The following is a 15,923-nucleotide window of genomic DNA, read 5'->3' on the forward strand; positions in this document are numbered from 1 at the left end:
CTCCTTGAACTCCGGCCACGCATCGCTGTACCCCGTCGCGATCTCGTTGAGCGCCTCCCCGGTACCCACCCCCACGAACACCCGACCCGGATACAAACACCCCATCGTCGCGAACGCCTGCGCAACCACCGCCGGGTTGTACCGGAACGTCGGCGTCAACACCGAAGTGCCGAGCTGCACCCGCTGCGTCCGCTCACCGACCGCAGTCATCCACGCCAACGAGAACGGGGCATGACCACCGTTGTGCCGCCACGGCTGGAAATGATCCGACACCGTCGCCGAATCCATCCCGTGCGCCTCCGCGAGCACCCCCAACTCCACCAGTTCACGCGGACCGAACTGTTCCGCCGATGCCTTGTAACCCAACTTGAGTGTCTGTGCCACCGAACGTCTCCTACCTTCGTCTGCAGTTGCGTCGAGTATGCCCCCGACCGGACAACGGAGGTCTCACAGATCCGCGTCGCCGCTGGTCGCGGGCAACGTGGCGGGATCCCAGTCGTAGACGACCACGGTTCGCAGCACGATGTCTTGCAGCGACCGCCTGTTCCGTTGAATCGCGGTGACGAGCAGCCCCACCGGGACGAACACACAGAACGCGGCACGCAGCACGGCGCGCAGCCACCCCAGGAGACGACCGTTGCGGCCGATCACCCGTAACCCCAGGACGATCGCACCGACGGTCCGACCGGTGGTCGCCCAGCACGCGGCCAGGTACACCACAGACATCGACGTGAAGAGGCTCACCGACATGAGCACCTCCACGTCGGGAAACGAGAAATCCTGCAGCGAGAACAGCAGCCGCACGAACACCCACGACATGTACAGCCCGCCCATGGCCAGAAGGACGACGCCGAGATCCAGTGCTGCCGCGAGACCGCGGGTGACGATCCCGGCCGGTCTGTGCTCGAGACCCGTCACGATTCCACGCCCCCGTTGCCCTCGGGACTCCGGTGCAGGATGCGCCCGACGAAGCCGGACACCGCGTCGTCGGCGCGCATGCTCTGGCTGCGCACACCATTGACAGCTTCGGTGGACATCGTCCCGGTGGATTGGCGGATGATCGTGGGCAGGTCGACACCGTCGATGACCGTGTCTGCCAGGCCGATGAGATCGACCCTGCGGATCACCGCTTCGACGTCCACGCGGTCGACGATCGCATCGACGTCCACTCGGTCCAGGATCGGAGTGATCTCGACGCGCGCGGCGATCCCATCGACGTCGACCCTTCCTACGATCCGGTCGACGTCGACCCGGTCCGCAATCTTCTCGACGTCGACCCGCTCGATGATCTTTTCGACGTCGATGCCCTCGGCGATTGCATCGAGATCGACATGGTCGCGCACGACGGCTGTGACGTCGACTTCGACGAGTGCGGCGTTCACGATCTTCCGCACGACGAGCCGCAGCACCTGATCGCTCACGTGGTCTGCGGTGCGGAGAACCTCGCTGCCACGCGCTTCGAGGCTCTCCAGCGCCGAACCCACACCGGGTACCCGACGAGCCAGGTTCTCGGTCAGGCCCGCCGCACGCCCTGCCGTACCTACCAGTACAGCAGCGACACCTGCTCCCAGACGCACGAGATCCGCACTCTTGTCGATGTTCATACCCACATCAAAGACCTCAAACACCCGAAACGCACGTGTCAGCCCTGGTCGGTTCCTTCCGGTCGAGTACGCCTGCAGTTACCCGGAATCACGACTTCCGTGCCAGCTCGAGAACTTCTTCCTCGGTGGGTGGGCTTTTGGGGTGGTAGGTCAAGCACAGTGGCGTCTGTGCCTTCCGAAATTCCGATCCCTCGATCGCGGCGTAGAACTGGCCGGCGGGCAGCCGTCCGATATCAGGAACCTCCCCGCCTTTGACCTTGGCCATCTCCCTCGCCGCGTCGATCTGGGCGGGGCTGTTGAGCAGGCCGTAGAACTGTGTCGCGGCGTTGCCTGGGATCCGATTGTGCAGGCCCTTCGGCGCCTGGGTCGCGAACACGAGTCCCAGTCCGTACTTTCGCGCCTGTGATGCCAGAGCAAGCGTGCTCTGGGTGCAGGCGGTGGTCTGGCCGGACGGCGCAAACGTCTGTGCTTCGTCCATCACGAACAACCCCCCGAGCGGACGATCGCCGGCCGGATTCCTCTTGACCCAGGCGAACAGCGCCATCTGCAGTTGATTCACGAAGCCTTGCCGCTGGGCATCCGACGGTAACCCGGCAAGGTTGATGACCGACACCCGGGCGCGACTGCCGGGGGACGGTGTCAGTAGCACCCCCGGATCGAGCGGAGCGCCTTCGCCGCCGAACATCGGATCGTTCGCCATCGACGCCTTGAGATTCTCGGCAAGGTCCGCGGCGATCTTCTCCGCGTTCCGGAGATCGCTGATGTCTTCGGGCAGGTCTTCGAGCAGCGCAACGAAATCGCGTAGATCCCCCGACTGGCGCTCTCCGAAATACTCGAGGGCCTGTTTCAGCACTGCCTGCGCCTTCGATGCCGCTGCAGTCTTCGCATCGGCCCGCGCACGAGGAGCCAGCGAAGCCACCGCTGATTCCACGGACGCAGCGAATTCGTCCACGTCGTCTGCCACACCCGCGAAATCGGGCAATGGCTGGAAGCTGAGCGGACGACCCGTGGCCCGACGCGGTGTCCACACGATCACCTCGGTGTTGTCCAGGTACTTCACCGCGCTCGCAGCATCCTCCGGCGTCCACGAGCGGGAACCGTCAGGCCACGCGGTTCCCAGACGCGACAGATCGTTGTTGGGATCCAGGACGATCGAGGAAACTCCCTGGAGGGCACACTCTTCCACCAGACGTCGAATCAGCACAGTCTTGCCCGAACCCGATCCGGCGAAGATCGCCGTGTGCTTGCGCAGGGCTTCCAGTTCGACTCTCACCTCGGACCCGCGCCCGATCACCGTGCCGAGTGGGATCGACGGTGCTCCTTCGGGGACGACGTCCTCGTCCACGGCCTCATCTCCCGCCACCTCCTCGGCAGTTGCGGACCGGGCTGCCGACGCTTCCGGAAGTACAGGTCCGTCGGACACCGGTGTCGAGGCCGAAGCGAGCTCACCGACGTCCCCCAGCGTCTGCCGGAACACCTGCAATCCGTGAGCGGGACGGCGTGCCGTCAACCATTCGTCGAGGTGGTCGGGGTTCTCGTCGATCAGGGTCCGAAGTGCACCGAGCACATGGACATCGTGGGCCACGAGAGGAACTGTGCGTCCACCCGTCGCTTCGAATGCCGCGACGGTCGCCTGTGTCTTCGCACCGTTCGGCCAGGGGACGTTCCTCAGCAGGAAGACCCTGCGGTCGGACCGTCCCTGTCCTGCCCCGGAGGCCGTGCACGCCTTCTGGATACGGTTCGTCGAGGCGACGGCGTTGGCCGATGAGACAGCGCGGAAGGCCCAGTGCTCCTCATCCTCGGTCGCGGTATCGAGGGTCCGACGAAGCCTGGCATGAAGCGCGGGCTTGGCGCCGGGAAGCGGATCACGCTGGAATGTCCCCTCCGGAGCGCCCGTCTCGCGGATCCACGCATCGAGTCCGGCTGCCAGCAGCCGCGGGACGACGGTGTCCTCGCGGGCACCGTCGAACACGCCGCTTTCGGGTGCAGCTTCCTTCAACGACTCGAATCGCGCGTCGAGCGCCGACAGGTCGGGCGACGGAGCAGGATCGAGTTGCGCGTTCAGGTCACCATCATCCGGACGACCGATATGCGTCAGCTCGGTCACCACGCCCAGGCGGAGGCACCGCCGGATGTGGCCGTCGACCAGCCGCAGGAGTTCGCGCGGTGTGTGGTTCGGTGTCTCCGTCAATGCGGATTCCGAAACGGGCCAGGTCGGATACGGGGGCGTGAATCCGGCACCGGCGTAGGCTGGACCGAAACGTTTTTCCAGCAGAGCGCGGGAGAAGTCGGCTGTCTGGAGACCTTTCAAGCGCGCGGCTCTCCGGAAGCGGTCTCGGACGGTGCTCGTGGCCCGGTCCTCGATCGTCTCCCAGGCGCTGGGTGTGCAGGACAACACGGAGACAGTGCGGCTCAACGTTTCCCGCAGCGCCATGAGGCCGTGGGCGATCTCCTCCATCGTCGCATCCACCGACGAGGATGAGCTGTTGCTCAGCTTTCGGTGCGACTGAGCGATCAGGGTGTCGATCTGATCCACCGCGAGCACCGTAGGACCCGTGATCGCGAGCAATCGGGACAGGTCTCTCGCGATCTCCTGCGGCACCGGCACCATCGATCCGATTCCCCATCCGGCGCGCTCGCCCGGCGTCATTTCCTCGGCGGATTGGAGGAAGGATTCGGCGATGTCCTGAAGCGCGAGATCTGCCGATGCGTACAGGACGAGGGCCCGAGCCGTGTGCCGACATTGCCGCACGACCTGGGGATGTGCCTTGAACAGCTCTTCGATGAAGGTATTGAGGGTACCGGGGTCGATCGGAGCATCACCGATGATCGCCCGACGCTGCGCCCGCGACACATGCGCGATCGTCGCGAGACGCCACAGCAGCAGCCGCAGCTGGGTTCCGTGCTCGGGTGCTGGACGTCCCAGGTCCTCGAGCATCCGTGAGAGCGTCGAACTCCAGAATTCCGCGGAATCGATCAGACCGATGAGGAAGAAGTAGCCGCCCTTCTCTTGCACCCGCTCGCGCACATGCCCGAGCAGATGCGTCTTTCCTGCACCTGCCTGCCCCTCGACGACCACCCCGAGAGGGCTGGCAGCGGTGCTGCGGGACGCATCATCGAACGCCTCCATCATCGTCTCGATCACCGAATCGTGCAGCCCCGGCACATGGAGACCGCCTAGGGGCTGCCACACATCCTCGGGAGTCGGCGCCCAGTTGAGACGGATGGACGCGAGTGCTCTGCATTCCTCGCCGATCACAGTGCCTCGATCGCGATCGCGTGCTTGTCCTGGTTGCCGATCACCACCGCGGCGGCGCGGTCCTCTTCCGTGAGAGTCTTCTGGTTTTCCTCCGGAACGAGGACGACACCGGACAGTCCGTACATTCGGACCAACTCGCGGTCCAGCTCACCTCTCGAGACATCTGCCATCAGTCGCCGCAGGTCGGCGAGGCCCACCCATTTCCCCGGCCGCTCCGCGAGCCGGTCGTATGCCGCCCGCACACGCTCTTCGAGTGTCTCGGAGGGTCGGCTCGCCGGAGCGGCCGGCTCCGGCTGTTGTGCCGCTGAAGAAAGGAACACATCGGCGGGGCGTAGGCCGGTCCGGTCGAAGTACCGACGGAACGATGCGAGCAAGGTATACAGTGTGCGACCCCACGGTCCCGACTTGGGGGGTGCGTCCTTCCCGAACTCCTCGAAGCACCTCGCCCAGCCTTTGTCGGCCAGTTCGTGCGTGTACGGGCGAGTGCTCATGTCGGTGTCGACCAGCCGGAGCCGATTCAGCTTCCTCCGGCTGTCCGCACGCAGTTCGGGGCCCAGCGCCTTCAGCTCCGTGTTCGTCAACGGCCGCGATTCCGACATCAAGGTGAGAAGGACCAGGGTCTCACCTGCAGTCAGGTCGTCCGTAGTCATCAGTTTCTGCCTTTCGCCATTGTCCGGACGGTGGTCGCCACGTCGAGCCGCCGAGCACAGACGTATTGTTCGATTGCGGATACCACCGACGACATATCTTCGAGCACTTGATCGTTGGTGAACCGAAGGACACCGAATCCATGCAACTGCAGCTGCACATCGCGTTGCCGATCCGCAGCATACTTGGCGCGCACGCGGTGGTCGTCACCGTCCAATTCCACGACGCATCGCGCGTCCTCCCACATCAGATCGACGACGATCGGCGCCTGCAGCGGATGCAGCTCATATCTGGTGTTCCACACGCCGCCCCGCGCCCACTCGCACTCGGACAGTGCCTTCGCCAGCCGTTTCTCGGCTGTGCTGCCCGGGTGCGGGCGTCCCGCCAGGGCCGGATAGCGCACATGGACCTTCCCGACGGTCCTCGCAGCAGGCGCTACGCCAGGATCCGTGTCGCACGGTGGTAACTCGACCGTCCGGAACCGGTCGACGACCGGAGTGCTCGACACGGTGAGTCCCACTCCGACGCGGCCGCGATCGGCGATCCACTCGCATACCGCGGCAATCTGCTGCTGGTCGCCCGCTGATAGCTCGCTCACCGTATCGATCAACAGGACCACATACGGTCGTCCGTAGCCGTCCGCCAATGCCCTCGCCACCCCGGCTGCGCGGATCTCCCGCGTGAATCGTCCGGGATCCACGCGCGTACCGAGGCACGCTGCCTCGGCCAGATCGGCGATGTAGGGACCGAAGTGCGCACTGCCTGCGGACAGTTCTTTCGCCAGCAACCGGAGCGCACCCACGTCGAGTGAGCTCCGTCCCTCGATCCGAGCCGCACCGGGCAGCCACGCCGGAAACAGACCCAGCGCCGCGGCTTCGAGTTCGTCGAGAATGCCATCGAGGGTCTGCGACAGGGCCGCGCCGACGACAATCTCGCAGGTCAGGAAGACGGGTGCTTCATCCGGTACGGGACGGGCTGCGGCGGACACGAGTTCGTAGGCGGCCCCGTCGACCTGCACCACCCGTCCGGCCGGGAACTGCGACCACCAGCGCCGCAGTCCGTCGTCGGGAGTAGCCCCGACCGGGCAGCACGAAAACGCCGTCGACTCCGGCACAGATGTAGTCACGCTCCCGGTCCATCCACGGGTGAACCATACATTTCCGACATTCAGGAATGCGCCCCGAGCTGGCGGCAGCGCACGGTGTGGTCCTCCGTAGACTCCTGTCGGTGACTCCGCTCGAACTGTTCCTCGTCGCCCTCGCCGGGGTCGGAGCCGGTGCGATCAATTCGCTCGTCGGCTCCGGCACGCTCATCACGTTTCCCACATTGGTTGCGTTCGGCGTACCTCCCGTGACGGCGACGATGTCCAACGCCATCGGCCTGGTGGCGGGCGGCGTGTCGGGCACCTGGGGATACCGGAAGGAACTGCGAGGTCAGTGGCCGCGGCTGCGCTGGCAGATCCCCGCGTCGCTCATAGGCGCTCTCCTGGGTGCATGGTTGCTGTTGCACCTTCCCGAGACCGTGTTCGAAACAGTCGTCCCGGTGCTACTGATCTTCGCGCTGTTCCTGGTCGTCTTCCAGCCGAAGATCCAGAAGTGGGTTCTGCAGCGCACAGGCGAAACCTCCGACGGCGGCCTCGGCCCGGTGCGGATGACGTTGCTGATCGTCGGCACGTTCGCAGTCGGCATCTACGGCGGCTACTTCACAGCGGCACAGGGCATCCTGCTGATGGGCCTGTTCGGCGCACTGCTGACCGACCACATCCAACAACAGAACGCGGCGAAGAACCTGCTGTCGTTGATCGTCAACATCGTCGCCGCCTCGATGTACATTCTCGTCGCGTTCGACCGGATCAACTGGACCGTCGCCGCGTTGATCGCAGTGGGATCGCTCATCGGCGGGTGGCTCGGATCCCACTACGGCCGACGACTCTCGCCCGTAGCGCTGCGCTCGGTGATCGTGGTGGTCGGGCTGATCGGTCTGTATCGGCTGCTCGCTTGACGTTCCGGTGGGAGACTGGGCGGGTGAATTCGGACGACGCTCCCCCCACTGCCCCAGTCTGGAACTACCTGATGGACATGGACGGTGTCCTCGTCCACGAGGACGCTCTGATTCCCGGCGCCGATGCACTTCTCGGGGAGCTTCGCGCGAACGAGATTCCGTTCATGGTGCTCACCAACAATTCGATCCGTACCCCCCGTGATCTGAGAGCGCGACTCCTGCGGTCTGGCCTCGATGTGCCCGAAGATTCCATCTGGACGTCGGCCCTGGCCACCGCGACATTCCTCGCGAACCAACGTCCAGGCGGAAGTGCCTACGTCGTCGGAGAATCCGGCCTGACGACGGCATTGCACGACATCGGCTACGTACTGACCGACAGCGACCCGGACTACGTCGTGCTCGGCGAAACCCGAACATACTCGTTCGAGGCGATCACCACCGCGATTCGGCTCGTCGAACGCGGCGCGCGGTTCATCGCGACCAACCCCGACCCGACGGGCCCGTCGCCCGAGGGGTCGCTGCCCGCCACCGGATCGGTCGCCGCACTGATCACCCGCGCCACCGGCCGCGACCCGTACTTCGTCGGTAAGCCCAACGCCCTGATGATGCGCTCCGCGCTACGCGCGATCGGCGCACACTCGGAACACACGCTCATGATCGGCGACCGTATGGACACCGACATCGTCTGCGGTCTCGAAGCCGGGCTCCAGACGTTGCTCGTGCTCACCGGTATCAGCACCCGCGCCTCGGTGGGGTTGTACCCCTATCGGCCCACGCGGATCATCGACTCGGTCGCCGACCTGGTCGGTCGCACCGGAAACCCGTTCTGACGCGATCACGGACACGGATACAGCTCGGGGCCTTTCGCGCGGGAACCGTACATCCGGCATCCCCGCATCAGCGAAGAATCTTGCCTCGGCGGTACTCGTGGCCACCCCACACACCGGACTGCTTGTCCTCGGAGGCGTACGTGCGGCAGGCATCGAGGATCGGGCAGCGGGCACACACGCGGGCTGCGTAGTCGAAATCCTCGCTCGGGTCCGGAAACCACCGATCGGGGTGTGCGTCACCGCGGCATGCGGCGACATCCCAGTCGGGGGCGTCGTAGGTGGGAGCAAGCAGGTCTGCCAAAGTCATGGTCATCGGTCTGTCTCCTTCCGGGCCGTCGCGGCGCAGGTGTGTCCCACACAGGCAGCGGGGACGTCATGTCCTTCGGGGATTGCACATTCTCGACGTGTGAACGACCCGGGGTGTCACCGTGAGGCGACCGGCAACCCGGGGCGCACACACCCCGGGAATTCGGGTGCTAGCAGCTGAATCCGGTTGGTCGACCGGACTTTTCGACTTCATGGTCGAGGAGTCGGATCATCGATCGCGATCCATTCCACCGATATGGGCTGGTACGCATCCGAGTCCTCCTCTCCATGTTCTGCCCGCTGGCACCGAGGATCCAGTGTGCCACGATTCGAGTCCGGAAACTAGGAAATGTGGCCCACGTCCAATTTGCGTGTCAGCGCAACGGCATCGGGATGCCCGCAACGACCAGCGTCACCGAATCCGATACGGACGCAATCGACGCATTGAGGCGGCCGAGCAGGTCGCGGAACAGCCGTCCGGAAGCGGTCGCGGGCACCACCCCGCTACCCACCTCGTTGCTCACCGCGACCACGGGAACACGACACGCTTTCCACGCGTCGAGCAGTTCGTCGATGTCGGCGTCGACGGCCGCGACAGCACCCCCGTTCCACACATCGTGAGCGTCGAGTCGGGCCGTCAACCACGTCCCGAGGCAATCGATCAGCAGCGGCTCGGTGGCCTCACGCAACACCGGGGCGATGTCGACCGTTTCGACCGTCACCCACGTGTCGGGTCGGCGCTCACGGTGCAGCACGACTCGGCGTGCCCATTCCTCGTCGCCTTCGCGACTTCCTCCGGTCGCGACGTACACCACCGACCCGTACGCCGCGGCCAGTCCCTCCGCGTGACGTGATTTGCCCGAGCGGACCCCGCCGAGCACGAGTGTTCGGGAACCCGACGATCCGTGCCCCGTGTGCACTACCTCCCCGTCGGTTCCCGGGCGGGCACCGCAGCGCCGCACCCGCTCCCGAAGCTGTGCGATCGGCGGATTGTGGTGTCCCAGGTGCACCGCGACGACGTCTGTCGTCGCCACCACGGCACCGCACCTACGCAGACCCTCGACGGTCTCCTCGAATTCGAGCAAACCCAGGTGGCCGGACGAGAGATCGGATCGGTCGCCGAAGGTCTCCTCGAGGAATACCGCATCGAATGCGGCATCACGCACTGCGTCGAACCAGACCGCAGGCAGTGGTCCCGTGTCGCACGCCCACAAGATCCGCGACCCATCGGCCCCGGTGACGTCGTACAGTACGGCGTCACCGTCGCGGAACACCCTGTGTTGCGCCGGGAGTACACGCACCGTGTACTCACCGACCGGCAGTTCGTCACCCGACACCACCGGAACGAACCGGACCGGGTCGTCGGGCCCGACCCACGACCGGCACGCGTCGAGAGCGTCGGCCGGGCCGATCACCTCGACTGCGTGCCCCACGTCGACCCACGACCGGAACAGCAGCGCCTGCGGGCCCAGATGATCCGGGTGTGCGTGGGTGAGCAGGATGTGACGCACCTGCGCGAGAGTCCGGCCGAACCGCACCGCCGCACGTGGCGCTTCGGGTCCGCAGTCGAGCATCAGCACATCGTCGACCAAGGCAGCCGTCTGACCGCGAATCTCGTTCCTGCCCGCTGCATCCATACACGAGCCGCACCGGCAGAAGGGGTTCGGCCACCCGTCCGCAGCACCGGTGCCCAGCAGCACAACCTCCATCAACACTCCTTCGGGTGGCCGCGCAGCGGTAGCACTGCGCGGCCTGCGGGACGGTCGAGCACCTCGACCCGGGCACCGTAGACGTCGGCGATGCGCTCGACGGTGAGCACTTCCGCGGGCGGCCCGTCGGCGACGATCCGACCGTGCTCCAGCAGCACCAGCCGCTCGCCGTACTGACTCGCCGACGTCAGGTCGTGCATCGCCGCGATCACTGTCAGCTCCCCTTCGCGGCGCATCGAGTCGACGAGATCGAGCACCTGCTGTTGATGTCCGATGTCCAGTGCGCTGGTGGGCTCGTCCAGCAGCAGGACCTGCGGTTGCTGTGCGAGCGCCCGGGCCAGTACGACCCGTTGCAGTTCCCCACCCGACAGCGCGGTCGCAAGCCGCGACGCGAAGTCCTCGAGTTCGAGTCGTGTGATGACCCGCTCGACGATCTCGCGGTCGCGCGGGGTTTCGCTCCCGAAGCGGGGAATGTGCGGGGTTCGGCCGAGATGGATCAGCTCGCGCACGGTGACGCCTTCGGGAACGATGGGTCGCTGCGGCATCAACGCGACCGCCCGCGCGGTGGCACGACGCCCCGACCGACTCGGTGTCACCCCCGCGACCTCGACGTCGCCGTCCGCCGGAACCAGTCCGGCGAGCGCATGCAGCAGTGTGGTCTTGCCGGATCCGTTGGGTCCCACGAGCGACACCCATTCCCCGGCGCCGACGCCGAGGTCGACATCGTGCAGTACCTGCACGCCACCACGCTCCGCACACAGGCCCCGGCAGGTCACAGCATTCATGCCACTCCCCGACTCCGCCGCAGCACAACGAGGAAGAACGGCGCGCCGATCGCCGCGGTCACGACACCGATCGGTAGTTCGGCCGGCGACATCACGGTGCGGGCCAGGACGTCGGCGAGGACGAGGAATGAGGCGCCGACCATCAGCGACAGCGGCAACAGCAGACGGTGCCCCGGACCGATCAGCAATCGGACGGCGTGGGGAATGACGATACCGACGAACCCGATCAGGCCGCTGGCGGAGACGACGGCAGCGGTGCCGAGCGTCGCGATACACACGAGGATCAGCCGTACCCGGGCCGGGTCGATGCCGAGGCTCGAGGCTTCCACGTCACCGACCGACATGACGTCGAGGGTGCGGCGGTGCAGCATGATCACGACGACGGAGACGACGACATATGGCAGCACTGTCCGCACATCGGACCAGCCGTCGGTGGACAGCCGTCCGAGCATCCACGAATAGACCTGGCGCAGCGTGTCGTCGTGGAGTTGCATGAAGAACGTCTGGATGGCGTTGGCGAATGCTGCGACCGCGACACCGGCCAGGATGATGATCACCTCGGTGCGGCTGCCCCCGACTGTGCGCCCGAGAGCGTAGGTCGCACCGACCGCGAGCATCCCGCCCGCGAACGCGGCAACGGGAACCCCGGCGAATCCCGCCGCTCCGCCCACGACAATGGCGACGGTCGCGCCGAGACCCGCGCCGCTCGACACGCCGAGAAGGTACGGGTCGGCGAGCGGATTGCGGAAGACACCCTGGTAAGCGGCACCGGCGATCGCGAGCATCGCCCCGACGATCACGCCGAGCACCACCCGGGGCATGCGAATGTTCCACAGGATCGCCTGTTGTCGCGTGCTCAGACCGGACTCGACGTCGACGAACGGAATCTTGTCGAGCACGTCGAGCAGCACACCGCGCGGCGTGAGCCCGGCCGGGCCGACGAGGATTCCGACGAGCATCGCCGCGAAGAGGAATAGCACCGCGCCACCCAGCACGAGTGCGCGGCGGCGCGCGGTGATCACGGTGCAGGTTGGCCCGCGGGGACGGCGGCGACAATCACAGCGAGTTCCCGGACGAGATCGACGACTCGAGGACCCCACCGGCTCGCGATGTCTTCGTCGAGGACATGGACCTGCCCGTCGCGGACCGCGGTGAGCTCCGCCCAGCCGGCGCGTTCGGCGACCGACTCGGGGGTGACACCACAGCACTGTGTGTCGGCGAGGAAGACCAGATCGGGGTTCTGCTCGACGACGAATTCGGAGGACAGCTGCGGATATCCGTCACTGCTGGTGGCGATGGACGTCAGGCCCAGCATCGAATAGATCTCGCCGATGTAGGTGTCGTCGGTGACGCTGTAGTACGTGTTGTCGAGTTCGTGGTAGTACCGCAGCGGTGTCTCGCGCGCGGGCACGGAGGCCACGATGTCGCCGATCTCGGTCTGCATCTGCGCGACCAGTTCGGCGGCGTCACCGACACGGCCGGTCGCGACTCCGACCTGCTCGAGCTGAGCGTAGGTGTCGTCGAGGGTGACCGCAGCGGGAAGGAGGAGCACCTCGACACCGGCGTTCTCGAGTCCGGCCACGAGGTCGCCGTTGTCGTCGGTGGCGACGACGAGATCGGGGTCGTAGCCGAGAATGGCCTCGACGTTGGGGGTGTAGCCCGACAAATCGGTGACCGGAGCGCCCTCCGGGTAGTTGGACCGCTCGTCCACAGCGATGACCTGATCGCCCGCGCCGACTGCGTAGAGCATCTCGGTGGTAGTCGGGCTCAGCGAGACGATGGCCTGCGCAGTGCCCGGTTCTGCAGGTGCGGTGACCTCCGATGCGGCATCGTCACCGCTGCTGCAACCGGTGATCACCAGTGCGAGGGCAGCGACACCGGCGGTGAGAAACCTGCGGGAAGTGGTGGGCACAGCCATCCTCCGTTGGCTCGAAGGACGAAAACAGCACGGCTGCAACGAGAAGTTGCGGCACGATACCGTCCTTCGTCCGAGGACTTGTACGTGCCCGCGACGCCGGCTGACCTGGCTCACCGGTCGAACACCGGGCTCACAGTTGCGGGACAGCGCCGGATTCTCACCGGCTTCACCGAGACGCTGCGGGTGCCCTGCCCGATTGGCAGTGCACCCGCAGCGTATCCCACGGAGTTGTCGACTCAGGCGAGCGCCTGCTCGAGGTCTTCGAGCAGATCCTCAGGGTCTTCGAGGCCCACCGACAGGCGTACGACGCCGTCGGACAGGCCGATCGCCGCGCGACCGTCGGGGCCCATCGCTCGGTGGGTGGTGGTCGCGGGGTGGGTGATGAGCGACTTGGAGTCGCCGAGATTGTTGGAGATGTCGACGATGCGCAGCTTGTTGAGCAGCTCGAACGCGCGCTTCTTGCCCTCGCCTTCGGGCGCGGCGAGCTCGAACGTGAGGATCGTGCCGCCGCCGCTCATCTGCGACGTTGCCAGCTCGTGCTGCGGATGCGACTCGAGGAACGGGTACTTGATCCAGCTCACCGCCGCGTGCGACTCCAGGAAATGGCCGAGGCGGACGGTCGAATCGACCGCGGCACGCAACCGGACGGGCATCGTCTCGAGGCCCTTGAGCAACGTCCATGCGTTGAACGGGCTCAGCGACGGTCCGGTGTGCCGGATGAGGTTCTTGACGGGTCCGTCGATGTAGTCCTGGGGACCGAGGATCGCGCCGCCGAGCACCCGGCCCTGGCCGTCGATGTGCTTGGTTCCCGAGTACACGACGATGTCGGCACCGAGGTCGAGGCTGCGTTGCAACAACGGGGTGGCGAAGACGTTGTCCAGCACCACCTTTGCACCTGCAGCGTGTGCCATCTCGGACACCTTGCGGACGTCGACGAGGGTCTGCATCGGGTTCGACGGGGTTTCGAAGAACACCGCGGTGGTGGGCACCGACAGCGCCTTCTCCCACTGGTCGAGGTCTTCACCGTCGACGAACACCGTCTCCACGCCCCATCGGGGCAGGATCTCGTTGCACACCACGAAGCACGAGCCGAAGAGGCTGCGGGCGGCAACGAGACGATCGCCTTTGCCGAGCAGAGCAGCAAGCGCTGTGAACACCGCGGACATGCCCGATGCCGTGGAGTAGCAGGCTTCGGCGCCGTCGAGCAACCGCAGCCGTTCCTCGAACATCGTCACCGTCGGGTTGCCGTACCGGGAATAGACGAAGTGGTCGACCTCGCCGGTGAATGCCTGCTCGGCGGCTTCCGCCGATTCGTAGACGAACCCGGAGTTGAGGTAGAGCGCCTCGGAGGTCTCCTCGAAACCGGACCGCAGGACGCCACCGCGCACACCGAGCGTGGCTTGGCGCACGGTCTCGGGCAGCGCCTTGCTGAACGCACCGCCCTGGGGAATTGCACTCACGACTGCCTCCATGGCAGGCCCGCGGCCCGCCAACCCTGTCCGCCGCGATGCTTGTCGGTATCGAGCGGTCCTTCGAATCCTTCGAGAACGTTGTACGCAGGGGCCAGGCCCGCGGCCGTCGCTGCTTCGGCGGCGCCGATCGAACGCTGGCCCGAGCGACACAGGAAGATCACCGGTCCGCCGCCGATTCCCGCATCCTTCAGCTCGTCGACGAAACGCTCGTTGGGGGTACCGGCGGGGTACGACACCCATTCGACGAACAGCGTGCGGCGCCCGATGGAGGCGGTGTCGGGGACACCCACGTATTTCCATTCGGCGTCGGTGCGCACATCGACGAGCACGGCATCCTGATGTTCCTGCAGCAGCTCCCAGGCGTGCTGCGGCGTGATATCACCTGCGTAGCTCACGGGAATACTTTTGCACAGGTCAGGACCGCGCGAATACGCGGGAGGGTGAGTACGCCGACGATCCGGATGCTCGAACCGGTCGATCAGGGTGTACAGACACGCCACACGTCGTCGACGAGGGTCAGGTTCCACGTCTCGGTGGTCGCCTCGCCGTCGATCACGGTGGTGACATCGACGGTGGCCTTGTCGCCGTCGACGACGACGTTGTCACTGCCCTGAAGTTCGATGTCGCTGTCGACCCCGGCGAGAGGTCCCTCACCGCGGCTCAGCTCGCCGCAACGGAGGATGACGAGGACATCCTCGTCATCCGCGTTGACGGCCTTGATGTAGTCGTCGGTCGTGCGGGTGATCCGTTCGTTGTCGTCGAGGCTCTCACCTTCGGGCGAGAGGAACTGCATGACGACGAGCACCAACGCGAGGACGACGATCACGAGGACGGCGCCGATGAACGGCCAGGGCGTGCTGCTCGTGGGTCCGTCCGGGTCGAGACCGTCGGGGTCGGGTTCGGGGTCACGCCGTTGTGCCATGCGGATGATCCTAACCTCGGGGAATCCACCTCGATCGGCCGCATTTGCGCCAATAAACCCTAGTGAGGTAGGAATTGACCATGGCCACTACTCCGCTCGTTCGACGCCTCGCCGTCGACCTGTGCCGCGTGAGTGCCCACATGTGTTGTCGCTGAAGCGATTCTCCCGACGTTTCCCGGAGTTTTCCTCCATCGTCATCCCGCGCGGTCATCCCGCGCGACCTGCGCCCGCCCACTGAGGGCAGCCTTAATTTAAGCTGGATAGGTCTGTCCGCACACCGAAGAGGTAGTTGACCCGATGACTGATCAGAGCCGTCCCCTTCGCGTCGCGATCGTCGGTGCCGGCCCCGCCGGTATCTACGCCGCCGACGCACTCATGAAGTCCGACACTGCGCAGGATCCCGGGGTGAGCATCGACCTGTTCGAACGCATGCCGGCCCCGTTCGGCCTCATCCGCTACGGCGTCGCCC

At 65.9% G+C, this 15,923-nt stretch carries 17 protein-coding genes and 1 riboswitch; of the genes, 3 read left to right on the top strand and 14 right to left on the bottom strand.

From position 1 onward, the window contains the following. The 6 genes from ACZI8W_RS25935 to ACZI8W_RS25960 all read right to left on the bottom strand — a co-directional run. A partial coding sequence (locus tag ACZI8W_RS25935) for an LLM class flavin-dependent oxidoreductase (RefSeq protein WP_463371412.1) occupies positions 1–384 on the bottom strand: 384 nt, incomplete at its 3' end. Between the two features lie 63 nt (positions 385–447). Continuing rightward, the gene (locus ACZI8W_RS25940; RefSeq protein ID WP_463371413.1) at positions 448–918 is read right to left on the bottom strand and encodes an RDD family protein; all 471 of its coding nucleotides are present in this window, start codon (positions 916–918) and stop codon (positions 448–450) included. After that, positions 915–1,604 (bottom strand): hypothetical protein, encoded by a 690-nt coding sequence (locus tag ACZI8W_RS25945; RefSeq protein ID WP_463371414.1) that lies wholly within the window; start codon positions 1,602–1,604, stop codon positions 915–917. The genes ACZI8W_RS25940 and ACZI8W_RS25945 overlap by 4 nt, the downstream gene beginning before the upstream one ends. Positions 1,605–1,692: 88 nt before the next feature. Further along, a complete protein-coding gene (locus ACZI8W_RS25950; protein WP_463371415.1) occupies positions 1,693–4,797 on the bottom strand; it encodes a helicase HerA domain-containing protein in 3,105 nt (1,034 codons plus the stop codon). Between the two features lie 62 nt (positions 4,798–4,859). Next, positions 4,860–5,513, bottom strand: coding sequence for a hypothetical protein (locus ACZI8W_RS25955; RefSeq protein WP_463371416.1), 654 nt, complete (start codon positions 5,511–5,513; stop codon positions 4,860–4,862). Then, the gene (locus tag ACZI8W_RS25960; protein WP_463371417.1) at positions 5,513–6,637 is read right to left on the bottom strand and encodes an endonuclease domain-containing protein; all 1,125 of its coding nucleotides are present in this window, start codon (positions 6,635–6,637) and stop codon (positions 5,513–5,515) included. Before ACZI8W_RS25960 ends, ACZI8W_RS25955 begins: the two co-directional genes overlap by 1 nt. A gap of 101 nt (positions 6,638–6,738) precedes the next feature. Here ACZI8W_RS25960 and ACZI8W_RS25965 point away from each other — a divergent pair, with 101 nt between their 5' ends. Together ACZI8W_RS25965 and ACZI8W_RS25970 are read left to right on the top strand one after the other, a co-directional pair. After that, the gene (locus tag ACZI8W_RS25965; RefSeq protein ID WP_463371418.1) at positions 6,739–7,512 is read left to right on the top strand and encodes a sulfite exporter TauE/SafE family protein; all 774 of its coding nucleotides are present in this window, start codon (positions 6,739–6,741) and stop codon (positions 7,510–7,512) included. Between the two features lie 71 nt (positions 7,513–7,583). Next, entirely contained in the window at positions 7,584–8,342 is a 759-nt protein-coding gene (locus tag ACZI8W_RS25970; protein ID WP_463371426.1) for an HAD-IIA family hydrolase, read from the top strand. A gap of 67 nt (positions 8,343–8,409) precedes the next feature. Here the strand turns inward: ACZI8W_RS25970 and ACZI8W_RS25975 are convergent, their stop codons facing one another. From ACZI8W_RS25975 to ACZI8W_RS26010, 8 genes are all read right to left on the bottom strand, one after another. Then, positions 8,410–8,655 carry a WhiB family transcriptional regulator gene (locus tag ACZI8W_RS25975; protein ID WP_463371419.1) on the bottom strand — a complete coding sequence of 82 codons (246 nt, stop codon included), beginning with the start codon at positions 8,653–8,655 and terminating at the stop codon, positions 8,410–8,412. A gap of 367 nt (positions 8,656–9,022) precedes the next feature. After that, on the bottom strand, positions 9,023–10,357 hold the full coding sequence (gene cobU, locus ACZI8W_RS25980) for a bifunctional adenosylcobinamide kinase/adenosylcobinamide-phosphate guanylyltransferase (protein WP_463371420.1): 1,335 nt from the start codon (positions 10,355–10,357) through the stop codon (positions 9,023–9,025). Next, complete coding sequence (locus ACZI8W_RS25985; RefSeq protein WP_463371421.1) at positions 10,357–11,142, bottom strand: ABC transporter ATP-binding protein; 786 nt, start codon at positions 11,140–11,142, stop codon at positions 10,357–10,359. Before ACZI8W_RS25985 ends, cobU begins: the two co-directional genes overlap by 1 nt. Next, positions 11,139–12,101, bottom strand: coding sequence for a FecCD family ABC transporter permease (locus ACZI8W_RS25990; RefSeq protein WP_463371427.1), 963 nt, complete (start codon positions 12,099–12,101; stop codon positions 11,139–11,141). Before ACZI8W_RS25990 ends, ACZI8W_RS25985 begins: the two co-directional genes overlap by 4 nt. Positions 12,102–12,160: 59 nt before the next feature. Continuing rightward, positions 12,161–13,060 (bottom strand): ABC transporter substrate-binding protein, encoded by a 900-nt coding sequence (locus tag ACZI8W_RS25995; RefSeq protein ID WP_463371422.1) that lies wholly within the window; start codon positions 13,058–13,060, stop codon positions 12,161–12,163. A gap of 77 nt (positions 13,061–13,137) precedes the next feature. Next, positions 13,138–13,255, bottom strand: a riboswitch (cobalamin riboswitch). A gap of 41 nt (positions 13,256–13,296) precedes the next feature. Continuing rightward, positions 13,297–14,520: an O-succinylhomoserine sulfhydrylase gene (locus ACZI8W_RS26000; protein ID WP_463371423.1), complete on the bottom strand. Its 1,224-nt coding sequence runs from the start codon at positions 14,518–14,520 to the stop codon at positions 13,297–13,299. Further along, positions 14,517–14,927 carry a rhodanese-like domain-containing protein gene (locus tag ACZI8W_RS26005; protein WP_463371424.1) on the bottom strand — a complete coding sequence of 137 codons (411 nt, stop codon included), beginning with the start codon at positions 14,925–14,927 and terminating at the stop codon, positions 14,517–14,519. The genes ACZI8W_RS26000 and ACZI8W_RS26005 overlap by 4 nt, the downstream gene beginning before the upstream one ends. A gap of 83 nt (positions 14,928–15,010) precedes the next feature. Further along, on the bottom strand, positions 15,011–15,454 hold the full coding sequence (locus ACZI8W_RS26010) for an Rv0361 family membrane protein (RefSeq protein WP_463371425.1): 444 nt from the start codon (positions 15,452–15,454) through the stop codon (positions 15,011–15,013). Positions 15,455–15,751: 297 nt separating this feature from the next. Here ACZI8W_RS26010 and ACZI8W_RS26015 point away from each other — a divergent pair. Continuing rightward, the coding region (locus ACZI8W_RS26015; protein ID WP_463371428.1) for an FAD/NAD(P)-binding protein at positions 15,752–15,923 on the top strand (172 nt) is incomplete at its 3' end.

It is taken from the genome of Rhodococcus ruitaii (genome assembly GCF_055230935.1).

Excerpts from the sequence above, each read along its gene's own strand:
- ACZI8W_RS25945 (WP_463371414.1), bottom strand. The coding sequence starts at position 1,604 with ATGAACATCGACAAGAGTGCGGATCTCGTGCGTCTGGGAGCAGGTGTC.
- ACZI8W_RS25955 (WP_463371416.1), bottom strand. The coding sequence starts at position 5,513 with ATGACTACGGACGACCTGACTGCAGGTGAGACCCTGGTCCTTCTCACC.
- ACZI8W_RS25970 (WP_463371426.1), top strand. The coding sequence starts at position 7,584 with ATGGACATGGACGGTGTCCTCGTCCACGAGGACGCTCTGATTCCCGGC.
- ACZI8W_RS25975 (WP_463371419.1), bottom strand. The coding sequence starts at position 8,655 with ATGACCATGACTTTGGCAGACCTGCTTGCTCCCACCTACGACGCCCCC.
- cobU (WP_463371420.1), bottom strand. The coding sequence starts at position 10,357 with ATGGAGGTTGTGCTGCTGGGCACCGGTGCTGCGGACGGGTGGCCGAAC.
- ACZI8W_RS25985 (WP_463371421.1), bottom strand. The coding sequence starts at position 11,142 with ATGAATGCTGTGACCTGCCGGGGCCTGTGTGCGGAGCGTGGTGGCGTG.
- ACZI8W_RS25990 (WP_463371427.1), bottom strand. The coding sequence starts at position 12,101 with ATGCTCGTCGGAATCCTCGTCGGCCCGGCCGGGCTCACGCCGCGCGGT.
- ACZI8W_RS25995 (WP_463371422.1), bottom strand. The coding sequence starts at position 13,060 with ATGGCTGTGCCCACCACTTCCCGCAGGTTTCTCACCGCCGGTGTCGCT.
- ACZI8W_RS26010 (WP_463371425.1), bottom strand. The coding sequence starts at position 15,454 with ATGGCACAACGGCGTGACCCCGAACCCGACCCCGACGGTCTCGACCCG.